Genomic DNA, 12,229 nt, shown 5'->3' with positions numbered 1-12,229 from the left:
CTTAATACTAACGAGCCAAAAGGCGAGTACATGGATACCAAAGAGTTACTAAAAAAAGTTCGAAAAATTGAGATCAAGACCAGGCGCTTGAGCGATCATATATTTGGAGGAGAATATCACTCTACCTTCAAAGGGCGTGGTATGACCTTTAGCGAAGTTCGTCAATATCAATTCGGAGACGATGTTCGTAATATAGATTGGAATGTCACCGCTCGATATAACGAGCCTTATATCAAAGTTTTTGAAGAGGAACGGGAATTGACAATGATGTTGATGGTGGACGTTTCTGGATCACAATTGTTTGGAACCAAACAGCAGTTCAAAAAAGAAATTATAACAGAGATTGCCGCAACTTTAGCTTTTTCAGCTACGCAGAATAATGATAAAATTGGATTGATCTTATTTACAGATGATATTGAACTTTTTATTCCGCCAAAGAAAGGAAGATCTCACGTGCTTAGGATTATTAGGGAACTTTTAGAACACGAACCGAAAAGTAAAAAAACAAATATTACCGAAGCATTGAAGTTTTTATCTAACGTGATGAAGAAAAAAGCGATAGTTTTTATACTTTCTGATTTCATTACGGATGATTATCAGCAAACGCTTAAGATTGTGGGTGGAAAACACGATGTTACCGGGATTAGAGTCTATGATCGAAGAGAAGAAGAAATTCCGAATTTAGGAATGGTGCAGATGGAAGATGAGGAAACAGGAGAGTTACTATTGGTAAATACGGGTTCTAAGAAAATGAGAGTGAACTATGCTAAGTACTATCAGGAACGCATAGATTATTTTAGAGATAGTTTTACCAGAAGTGGAGCGGGATCATTGAGCAGTCGTGTGGACGAAAGTTATGTAAAAAAGTTGTTAGGATATTTTAAACGAAGAGGATAGGCGACCATTAAGAATGAAGAATTACAAATTACCAATCATAAACGAAAGACACTTTGTTCCCTCTTTGAAGGAGGTTAGAGGAATGTTAATTATATGTTTCTTACTGGTTTTATCGGGAAATATTTCTGCTCAGGTTTCTGCGGGTATTGATTCTACCTCCATTCAGATTGGAGAAGAAATTAGGTATAAAATGCTGGTAGAGGCAGATTCTACTCAAATAGTTATTTTTCCAGAAGGACAGACGTTTTCACCGCTAGAAGTAATAGAATCCTATAAAACTGATACTACTAAGAGTGGTAATAGATTCAGTTTAATTAAGGAGTATGCATTAACGCAATTTGATTCAGGGTCTTACACGATTCCAAGACAGAAAGTGATGATAGGAGATCAAGTTTTTTTCACGGATTCTCTGAAAGTAGAAGTACGAGATGTATTGGTAGATACTACAAAACAAAAGATGTATGAGATCAAGCCATTGGTAGATGTAGATGCTTCTTTTTTTAATTGGAAAAAATATATTTGGTGGATAATCATCCCAATATTATTAATCGGATTGATCGCTTTCTTTCTTTTAAGAAGGAAGAAACGAAAAGAAGCCAAAGAAAATGAATTGCCACCTTATGAGAGAGCAATTTTAGCCCTTCAGCGAATAGATGAATCGCATTTATTAGAGCAAGATTCTCATAAAGAGTACTATTCGCAATTAAGTGATACTGCTCGTAAATATATTGATGAAGAAGTATATGATCATGCGATGGAGAGTACCACAGACGAATTGATTGCTCGTCTTGATGAGGAAATAAAAACTGGAGCTTTAAATCTTGATAAACAAACCATTGAAGAGTTGAAGTCTGTATTAAAAACTGCAGACATGGCCAAGTTTGCTAAATCTAAACCGGATATTGGAACTGCAAAGGCAGACAGAAATGTTATTGAACGTGTAATTAACGAGACTAAAAATGCAATTCCAGAACCAACGGAGGAAGAGTTATTAGCAGATGAAGAATATCGAAAAACAGTAGCAGAGAAAAAATTAAGAAGAAAGATAATATTTGGAAGTTTAGCGGGTATTGGCGTAATAGCAATTACATTAACTATTTTTATTATAGTTAAAGGCTATGACGCTGTAAAAGATTCGCTTCTAGGACATCCAACTAAGGAGTTAGCCGAAACAGAGTGGATTAGTAGTGCTTATGGTTCTCCACCAGTTACCATTTCTACGCCCAAGGTGTTAATTAGGAATAATTTTCAACTTACTGAAGAGCAAAAACAAATTCTTAAAGGAAATGAGACTTTTGTTTATGGAAGCTTAATAGGAAACTTTTATATCACGGTCTCTACAATACAGTATAATCAAAAAACAGAGGTAGATCTTAATAAAGTAGTAGAAGGTGTTGTAGGTAATTTTGAATCTCAGGGAGCTAAGAATATTACGGTTAAAGATGAAGAATACGAAACATTAGCAGGAGCTAAGGGAATAAAAGTCTTCGGAAGTCTAGAAGTAATGAATACAGTAACTAAGAAGGAACAAAAAAGCGACTATTTGATGCTCAATTTTGCAGAAAGTGGAGGTTTTCAGCAGATTATGGTAGTGTATGATAAAGAAGACCGATATGCTAAAGATGTTGCCCAGCGCATTATTAACTCAGTAGAACTTAAAAATGCCAAATAACTATGTTTGAAAATTTCACATTTGAGAATCCACAGTTTTTTTGGTTGTTTTTAATACTGCCATTAGCCATTGCCTACTATATTTGGAAACGAAATAAGCAGCAGGCAGAACTTAAAATTTCTAGTATCAAAGGATTTAAAGTTTCTGGAAGTTGGTTGGCTAAACTTAAGCCATTATTGCTTTTAGCGAGATTAATTGCTTTAGCACTCATAATTACCGCTATGGCTAGACCCAGAACGGTTGATGTTTCAACTAAAACGAAAACAACTAGAGGAATTGATATTGTCATGGCAATTGATGTATCTGCCAGTATGCTTGCCAGAGATTTAAGACCCAACCGTTTAGAGGCTTTAAAAGATGTTGCTGCAGAGTTTATTCAGGGAAGGCCCAATGATAGGATTGGTTTAGTTCTGTATGCTGCAGAAAGTTTTACAAAAACACCAATAACAAGTGATAAAGCGATTGTACTTAGTGCAATGAAAGAAATTGAATATAATAATCTATTAGAAAACGGAACTGCTATCGGTATGGGACTTGCTACCTCTGTGAATAGATTAAAAGATAGTAAAGCAAAAAGTAAAGTGATTATTCTATTAACTGATGGCTCTAATAATTCAGGCTTTATTGATCCTAAAATTGCATCAGAATTAGCAGTAGAATATGGTATCAAAACATATACTATAGGTATTGGAACCAATGGTATGGCACTAGCTCCTGTTGCCGTTAGGCCTAATGGATCATTTCAATATGGAAATGTAAAAGTAGAGATAGATGAGGAACTTTTAAAAGAAATTGCCAAGGTTACCAAAGGAAAATATTTTAGAGCGACTAACAATAAAAAGTTAGAGCAGATATATGAAGAAATAGATAAGCTAGAAAAAACCGATGTGGAGGAATTTAAATTCTATAATTACGAAGAAAAATTCAGGCCATTGGTATTGTTAGCTGGTTTGTTATTATTGGTAGAATTCTTATTAAGATTTACCATATTTAGAAGTTTTATATAATACGTAATAAGACCTTACGGGTTTTTAAAACCTGTGAAGTCTGAGAAAGAATATTTATTTGAAAAAAGGAATCATAATTCAAGGAAGTTCCAGAAGTGATGGAGATACAAATACAGTTGTCTCCTATCTAAAAGATGTGACAGGTTTTGATGTAGTGGATTTGAACCAAAGAGAAATAAACTACTTTGATTATGAGTTTAAAAATGAAGATGATTCTGAAGTAATTTTCAAAAATATTGTTCAGAATTATCAAACAATAGTATTAGCCACACCAGTATATTGGTATACAATGAGTGGAATAATGAAAGTGTTTTTAGATAGAATTTCTGATTATTTGTATAAAGAGAAAGATTTCGGAAGGATGCTGAGAGGAAAAGAGATGGCAATGATAAGTTGTAGTAATGATGATGATAGAGCTGATGAGTTTCATCTTCCCTTTTCTCGAAGTGCAGCATATTTAGGAATGGATTATTTAGGAGATGTTCATGCGTGGATTAAGGGTAAAGAACTTTCTGTAGAAGTAAAAGAGAAAATAGATGCTCTGGCGTTAAAAATAAAAAATTGAAGAAATGTTACACGGAACTGTCATGCTAGGGTGTCACACTGAGTTATCACACTGAGCTTGTCTAAGTGTTCTAAAGCATCACGAATGTGTATTTTAAATTACAGAAGTAAACTGTAGACTAAGAATTAAAAAAAATGTACTTACTAGAAGAAAAAATATATTTTTGGTTGTTATTGGTGATACCAATACTAATCCTATTATTTCTAGGTGTTTTAATTTGGAAAAAAGCGACTCAGAAAAAGTTTGCTGATAAAGAGTTATTGAAAAAACTAAGTCCAAACCAATCAGTTTTTAAATCAGTACTTAAAGTAGTCATTATTAGTTTGGCGTTAGCATGCTTCATTATGGCTTTGGTCAATCCCAAAGTTGGGACTAAATTGGAAACCGTAAAACGAGAAGGTGTAGATGTTGTATTTGCTATTGACGTATCTAAAAGTATGTTAGCAGAAGATATTGCCCCTAATCGATTAGAGAAATCTAAACAATTGGTGACTCAAATTATTAATAATTTGGCAAGTGATCGTGTGGGTATTATAGCATATGCTGCTAGTGCATTTCCGCAATTACCAATTACAACAGATTATGGATCTGCTAAAATGTTTTTGCAATCAATGAATACAGACATGCTCTCTTCGCAGGGAACAGCTATTAATGAAGCTATAGAATTAGCAAAAACATATTATGATGACGAAGAGCAAACCAATCGGGTTATGTTTATTATAAGTGATGGAGAGGATCATGAAGGAAATGTAGAGTCTATGGCAGAAGCTGCTGCAGAAGAAGGTATTAAAATATTTACTATAGGTGTTGGGACTACAAAAGGAGGTCCAATTCCGATTAAGCGTAACGGAATTGTGCAGACGTATAAGAAAAATAGTCAAGGTGAAACTGTAATTACGAAATTAAATACGACAATTTTACAGGAAATTGCCAATCAAGCAAATGGCACATACATTGATGGTACTAGTACCAATGCGGTAGTCGAGAATGTTACGGAGTTATTGCAAGGCATGGACAAGAAAGAATTTGAAGCCAAGCAGTTCGCAGATTTCAAAGATCAATTTCAGTGGTTCTTGGGAGCTGGTTTATTATTATTATTTTTAGATATTTTCTTATTAGAAAGAAAAACATCTTGGGTTAAAAAATTAAATCTGTTTAATGAGCAATAGAATGTTCTCAAACTGAACTGCCGCACGAGACTTGTCAAAGTGTTGTCAATGATTAAAAAAATAAAGACGTTATGAAGAATTTACTAATCATATTGTTGTGTTTCCAATTCGGAATTGGTTTTTCGCAGGAAGAAGAAGATAGAGCAGAAATTATAGCAGAAGCAGACCGACTTACAGCTACAGGTAATGAAGTACTGGTTAAGGATGGTAATTTCCCAAAGGCTGAAGGAGAGTATAGAAAAGCAATTTCTAAGAACCCGGTAGATGCTAAAGCAAAATATAATTTAGCCAATGCATATTATAATACCGAAAAATATGATGAGGCTACACAGCGATATACAGAAGCTGTAAAAATCGCCGAATCCAAAACCGAAAAGCACAAAGCATTCCATAATCAGGGAAATACCTATATGGAACAAAAAAAGTATAAAGAAGCTGTAGAAGCTTATAAAAATGCTTTGCGAAATAATCCTAAAGATGACGAGACTAGATATAATCTGGCATTGGCAAAACAGTTATTAGAAAAACAAAAAAACGAAGATAAAGGAGGCGATAAGGATAATAAGGACGAAAATAAAGATAAAGACAAAAATAAAGATAATAAGGATCAGGAAGGGGAGAATAAAGAAGACAAAAAAGAAGGAGAAGACGATAAGGAGAAAAAAGGAGATGAAGGAGAAGATAAAAAGGATCAAAAAGGAGAAGACGAGAAAGATGAGAAGGGAGATCCAAAAGATGAAGGAAAAGATAAAAAAGAAGATAAAAAAGAGGGTGATGGAAAACCTGAAGAAGAAAAGAAACAGCCTCAGCAAGTTCAGGGGCAGTTATCTCCTCAGCAAGTAAAAAGTTTATTAGAAGCTATGAATAATGAAGAAAAGAAGGTGCAGGATAAGATAAATGCTAAAAAAGCAAAAGGAGCAAAAACAAAAACCGAGAAAGACTGGTAATAAAAAACAGATGAAACTAAAGTTAATTTTTCTAACACTATTTTTAGCAATAACTCAGATGAGTGTGGCTCAAGTTAAGTTTGAAGCTAAGGTGAGTAAGAAAAAACTAGGTATTAATGAAAGATTGCGTGTAGATTTTGAGATGAATCAAGACGGCGATAACTTTACACAACCTAGTTTTAATGGATTTACCGTTGTTGGAGGACCTAATCAATCTATAAGTAATTCTTGGATTAATGGTAAAAGATCATACGCTAAGACATTTAGTTATTTCCTTTCTCCTACCAAGAGAGGAAATTTTACAATTGGACAAGCAACTATAGAAATTGATGGACAGACCTATAAGACATTACCCGTAAAAGTTCAGGTAACTGCAGCGGTTCAAAAACCAAAAGACGGAAACAATGCAGATTATGTGGCTAGTGAGAATTTACACTTAGTCGCGGAAGTTTCTAAATCGAATCCATACCTTAATGAAGCTATTACGGTAATATATAAGCTGTATGTTAGTCCAAGAATACAGATTAGTAACCTAAGAGAGATAGATAATCCAAAATATAGTGATTTTTGGAGTCAAGCTATTAAAATTGGTCAGCTAAAAGTAGAAAGAGGAGAGTTTAAAGGAGAACCTTATAATTTTGTGGTTTGTGGTAAGACTGTACTATACCCACAAAAAACAGGGAAGCTAGAGATTGAACCTCTTACATTATCTATCGCAGTGGATGTGCCCACAAATCGTCGTGATATTTTTGGAGGAAAATTGTACTCTACAGTAAATAAAACAGTAGCTGCAGGGACAAGAACAATCAATGTAAAACCTCTTCCTGAGCAAGGTAAACCGGATGATTTTACAGGAGCTGTTGGATCTTTCGATTTTAAAGTTATTCCAAATAAAACAGAACTTGATGCCACAGAATCATTAGAAACCAAAGTGTCGGTTTCTGGTAGTGGAAATCTAAAACTTTTTGATTTACCAAAATTAAACGTGCCAAATGGATTAGAACAATATGAGCCAGAGCACAATGAGCGGGTTCGAACAAATCTTGCTGGTATGGCAGGAAATATCTCGGATTCTTATACGCTGGTACCACAATTTAAAGGAACATATCCAATCCCTCCAGTTTCATTTTCTTATTTTGATCTAAAAACCGAAACGTATAAGAGGATTACATCAAAAGAAATTGTGATCAATGTAAAGAATGGCCCTGATAGTGGTAGTATAGTTACTAATTCTGAAGCTTCGGGAACTACTAAAAAAATAGTAACCCAAACTGGAAGTCAATTTAGGTTTTTAAAACTTAATGCGAATCTGCAACCAATAGAGAAAAAATACTTCTTTAAATCTACAGGATATTGGATAGCATTGACAGCGCCATTATTAGCAATTCCATTATTCTTATTTTTTGGTAAAAAGAGAGAAGAAAGATTAAGTGATGTGAGTGGTAATAGAGTTAGGAAGGCGGATAAACTAGCAAGAAAATATTTATCAGAAGCTAAAAAGAACTTAGGAAGCCAGAAGGAATTTTATATAGCAATGGAACGGGCTTTGCACAATTATTTAAAAGCAAAGCTCCATATTCAGACTAGTGATATGAGTAAAGATCGTATCCAGCGATTACTGAAAGAGAGAGAAGTAGAGGACACAACTTCGATAGAATTTATTGCTTTATTAGAAAGTTGTGAGTTCGCCAGATATACTCCATCATCAACTTCGGCTATGCAACAGGATTATGATAAAGCATCCAGAGTAATAGCAGCAATTGATAAACAATTATAAATATTGAAAGTAGTGAGGAATTTAGTAGTAATAGTTGTTTTTCTAATGAGTAGTATGATAAGTACAGCTCAGAATAATGATATATTCGAAAAAGCAAATACTTTTTATAATCAAGAACAATATCAGGAAGCCATTGATGCATATAAATCTATTATAGATAGTGGTCATGAATCTGCTGAGTTATATTATAATTTAGGAAATGCTAATTATAAGTTGAGTAATATAGGCTCAAGTATTTATTATTATGAAAAAGCCTTAGAACTGGCTCCTAATGATGAGGATATCAAGAACAATCTTACTTTTGCTAATAATGCTACTATTGATGCAATTGATGTAATACCAGAAGGAGTAATTTCTAGAACTATTAATGGTTTTACAAATATGTTTAGTTTCGATATTTGGGCTTGGATTTCTGTGTTTTGTGTAGTTCTCTTTGTAGTATTATTTATATTGTACTATTCAGCCAGAATATCTTCTAAGAAACGATTGTTTTTTCTGGGATCTTGGGTTTTATTAATTATTGGTTTATTTGGAGTTTTCTTTGCATTTAAACAGTATAACTTTATAGAGAATAATCAATATGCTATTATTTTTGCTCAGGAAAGTACTATAAAAAGTGAACCTAATTTACGTAGTGAAGAAGTATTTGTGCTTCACGAAGGAACAAAGGTCAAAGTAACCGAAACGGTAAATGACTGGAAAAAAATTAAGCTTGCGGATGGAAAAATAGGGTGGATTCCTGGGACAGATCTGAAAGAACTATAGAATTTATTTTCTAAAAACTTGAATCTTACGTTTGGTAGCGTTCATTAAAAATATTCTAATGGGCTATATCTAAATTTTCGCAACCATACTTTACTTCTTATAGCTTACAATGAAATCAGAGCCAAAGCCATAATAATAAGGTAAATCGTTTGTAGTTTTCCTATAAGAAACCTTATTCCCAGCCAAAAAGGAAAGCAATTGAGGTTCTCGTTTTTTCGGAGAAAAAAGAAGCGTAAAAGTTAAATTCTCCTGGTGTTGTGAATTCAATTATTTTTATGTGTTTATAAATAAGGGCTAGGTTAATCAATTTTACAATTCATTTAACAAATTTTGAAAGTATTACTATTATTTTTATAACCCATTAAAAAATTTTATGCGTTCCATAAAAATTAAAATATCTAGATTTTTGATTATCTCAGGTTTTCTTTTGAGCATGGGGAATTATGGTATGCAATTGTTAGATTTTTATCAGGGGGATATTGCCTCTGTTGTGTATTCTATAGATGATACTGAAGAAAAATCTGAGTCCAATGAAAAAGACAGTTCAGAAAAAGAAGACCTAAAAGAGAAAGATAAAATATCGCAAGATTCCTACATTAGAGGTACACGGATGTCTTTTTTAGTTTTGAAAGATTATCCTGAGTTTTATTTTAACAATAACTCAGTATATCTCGAGTATAAGACACCTCCACCAGAGTATTCATAAACTTATCTACTAATTTTTCTATTTATTTCATTGAACAGAAAACAGTCTCTCTGATTTATTTCGAAATCATTCCAAATTTCAACTGCCTGTATGGTGGCTTAACTTAATTATCAAAAATTTATTTATGAGTATATTTAAAAATATAAAAAGTGATCTCCCTGCAAGTGTGGTAGTGTTTTTTGTAGCACTACCACTATGTTTAGGAATCGCGCTGGCAAGTGGTGTTGGTGCTGCTAATTTATTTTCAGGTTTAATTGCTGGTATTATAGGTGGTATTATCGTTGGAATTATTAGTGGTTCTTATATAGGGGTAAGTGGTCCTGCCGCTGGTCTTGCTGCTATTGTAGCAGCGTCTGTAGCTTCTCTTGGTTTTGAGAATTTTCTAGTTGCCGTTGTGTTGGCTGGTGCCATTCAAATAATATTCGGTGTTTTAAGATTAGGTATAATTGGGTACTTTTTTCCTTCATCAGTCATAAAAGGGATGCTTACGGGAATCGGAATTATTATCATTTTAAAACAAATACCATATTTTTTTGGTCTTGACAAAAATCCAGAAGGAGACTTTGCGTTTCTTCAAATAGACGGAGAGAATACGTTTACGGAGCTGCTTAAGGCAATCAATGCTGTAATAAGCGGGAATGTAGATCAAGGAGCTACAATTGTAGCGTTAATTGCAATGGGAATTTTGATATTATGGAGTAACGTTTTAGGGAAAAAGAGCAAAATATTTCAACTTATTCAAGGTCCATTAGTAGCAGTTGTAGTTGGTATTGTTTTTTATTTTTTAACCAAAGGATCAAATTTAGAACTTGTTAATCAACATTTAGTATCAGTACCTGTACCGGATAGCTTTCAAGATTTCATCGGTCAATTTAGTTTCCCTAATTTTTCAGCTATCGGACAATCAGAAGTATGGGTTACTGCATTTACCATAGCTTTAGTGGCAAGTCTTGAAACATTACTTTGTGTAGAAGCCACAGATAAGCTTGATCCTGAAAAAAGAGTCACACCTACCAACCGTGAATTGTTTGCTCAGGGAACTGGTAATATGATTTCGGGTTTTATTGGAGGGCTGCCAATTACACAAGTAATCGTTCGTAGTTCAGCGAATATTCAGTCGGGTGGTAAAACAAAAGCCAGTGCGATAATACATGGTTTTTTGCTACTTATTTCGGTATACTTTATACCACAAGTGCTAAACTATATTCCGTTATCAGTATTAGCAGCAATACTCTTTATAGTTGGATTTAAACTGGCAAAACCATCAACTTTTAAAGCATTATGGCGGGCTGGTTGGAAACAGTTTGTTCCGTTTATAGTAACAGTTCTTATAATCGTATTTAAAGATTTATTATGGGGAATTGGTATTGGACTCATTGTAGGAATCGTGATTGTACTGTTTAAAAGTTTCCAGAATTCACACTTTCTACATAAAGAAAATGAAGACCCTACAGATGGTAAAGTTAAAATGACATTAGCAGAAGAGGTAACCTTTTTTAATAAAGGAGCGATTTTAAAAGAGTTAGATAATCTACCTGAAAACTCGCATTTAGAATTAGATGTTAGTAATACAAAATATTTAGATCAAGATATACTTGAAATTTTAGATGATTTTGCGTTAAAAGCGAAAAATAGAAATATATCCGTTAAATTAATTTCAGAACGAGGTATCGAAACGAACTTAAAGAGTTATACCGAGTTTTTTAAAAACAAACCAAAATTAATATCGTAATGAAAGCACATACTAAAGAAACACAAGCGGCGATTACTCCTCAAATAGCACTACAATTGTTGAAAGAAGGAAACCAAAGATTCCAGAAGAAGCATATGGCTGATCGTGATCTTTTGGATCAGGTAAAAGACACTAAAAGTGGTCAGTTTCCGTTTGCAACAATTTTAAGTTGTATTGATTCTAGAGTATCTTCAGAATTAATTTTTGATCAAGGTATAGGAGATATTTTTAGTGCGAGAGTAGCGGGTAATTTTGTGAATGAAGATATCCTGGGGAGTATGGAGTTTGCTTGCAAACTAGCAGGAACTAAATTAGTATTGGTTTTAGGCCATACTGCTTGTGGAGCTGTAAAAGGAGCATGTGATGATGCAAAACTAGGAAACCTTACCGCTTTATTAAGTAAAATAAAGCCAGCAGTAGCAGCAGTAAGTGAGCCATCAGATGAATCCTTAAGAAATTCTAAGAATATCGAGTTTGTTAATGAAGTAGCTGTTAAAAATGTACATATGACAATCGATAATATTCGTAAAGAGAGTGGTGTGCTAAAAGAAATGGAAGACAATAAAGAAATACTCATTATAGGCGGTATGTATGATATTAACGACGGTAGTGTAGCCTTTTTCGAAGGCTAGAAATGCTAAAACTTGAGTCTGCCTAAAATAGGTTGACAATTTTTAAAAAAGGCCTGATTCATTATGATTTAGGCCTTTTTACTTTGGTTCTAATAGTTTTGTTATCATTGTTCAGTATAAAACTAGAAACCGCATCTGTTGTCGTTATGAGATTAGGATGAGTGCTATATATAAATTGAACAGGACTATATGCTATGCAAGAGGTGCTTTTAGGTATTAAAAAGAAGAATATCAATATCTTATTGAAAACAAACAAGATACATGATGGAGCATATTGACATCATACCTTATTTTATTTCCGAAACGAGTATTTTTTATGACTTTACAAGTTGTTTAAAGTATGTAAATGAGCTTGGAGAT

General features: G+C 33.5%; 11 protein-coding genes. All 11 read left to right on the top strand.

Annotated features, from left to right (window positions below):
- Positions 1–30 precede the first annotated feature (30 nt).
- Complete coding sequence (locus D1818_RS13645; protein ID WP_118459558.1) at positions 31–897, top strand: DUF58 domain-containing protein; 867 nt, start codon at positions 31–33, stop codon at positions 895–897.
- Between the two features lie 13 nt (positions 898–910).
- Complete coding sequence (locus tag D1818_RS13640; RefSeq protein ID WP_118459557.1) at positions 911–2,569, top strand: DUF4381 domain-containing protein; 1,659 nt, start codon at positions 911–913, stop codon at positions 2,567–2,569.
- Positions 2,570–2,571: 2 nt separating this feature from the next.
- Positions 2,572–3,576, top strand: a complete 1,005-nt coding sequence (locus D1818_RS13635; protein WP_118459556.1) for a VWA domain-containing protein — start codon at positions 2,572–2,574, stop codon at positions 3,574–3,576.
- Between the two features lie 58 nt (positions 3,577–3,634).
- On the top strand, positions 3,635–4,141 hold the full coding sequence (locus D1818_RS13630; protein WP_118459555.1) for a flavodoxin family protein: 507 nt from the start codon (positions 3,635–3,637) through the stop codon (positions 4,139–4,141).
- Between the two features lie 134 nt (positions 4,142–4,275).
- The gene (locus D1818_RS13625; RefSeq protein ID WP_118459554.1) at positions 4,276–5,310 is read left to right on the top strand and encodes a VWA domain-containing protein; all 1,035 of its coding nucleotides are present in this window, start codon (positions 4,276–4,278) and stop codon (positions 5,308–5,310) included.
- A gap of 71 nt (positions 5,311–5,381) precedes the next feature.
- Positions 5,382–6,257 carry a tetratricopeptide repeat protein gene (locus D1818_RS13620; protein ID WP_118459553.1) on the top strand — a complete coding sequence of 292 codons (876 nt, stop codon included), beginning with the start codon at positions 5,382–5,384 and terminating at the stop codon, positions 6,255–6,257.
- A 10-nt stretch (positions 6,258–6,267) separates the two neighbouring features.
- Positions 6,268–8,034 (top strand): BatD family protein, encoded by a 1,767-nt coding sequence (locus tag D1818_RS13615; protein WP_118463725.1) that lies wholly within the window; start codon positions 6,268–6,270, stop codon positions 8,032–8,034.
- A 12-nt stretch (positions 8,035–8,046) separates the two neighbouring features.
- Positions 8,047–8,799 (top strand): tetratricopeptide repeat protein, encoded by a 753-nt coding sequence (locus D1818_RS13610; protein ID WP_118463722.1) that lies wholly within the window; start codon positions 8,047–8,049, stop codon positions 8,797–8,799.
- Positions 8,800–9,172: 373 nt separating this feature from the next.
- On the top strand, positions 9,173–9,505 hold the full coding sequence (locus tag D1818_RS13605) for a hypothetical protein (protein ID WP_118459552.1): 333 nt from the start codon (positions 9,173–9,175) through the stop codon (positions 9,503–9,505).
- A 130-nt stretch (positions 9,506–9,635) separates the two neighbouring features.
- Positions 9,636–11,237 (top strand): SulP family inorganic anion transporter, encoded by a 1,602-nt coding sequence (locus D1818_RS13600; RefSeq protein WP_118463718.1) that lies wholly within the window; start codon positions 9,636–9,638, stop codon positions 11,235–11,237.
- On the top strand, positions 11,237–11,869 hold the full coding sequence (locus D1818_RS13595) for a carbonic anhydrase family protein (protein ID WP_118459551.1): 633 nt from the start codon (positions 11,237–11,239) through the stop codon (positions 11,867–11,869). The genes D1818_RS13600 and D1818_RS13595 overlap by 1 nt, the downstream gene beginning before the upstream one ends.
- The last annotated feature ends 360 nt before the right edge of the window (positions 11,870–12,229 follow it).

Source organism: Aquimarina sp. BL5, from assembly GCF_003443675.1.
GTDB lineage: Bacteria > Bacteroidota > Bacteroidia > Flavobacteriales > Flavobacteriaceae > Aquimarina.
This window is presented reverse-complemented; position numbering and strand designations above follow the sequence as displayed.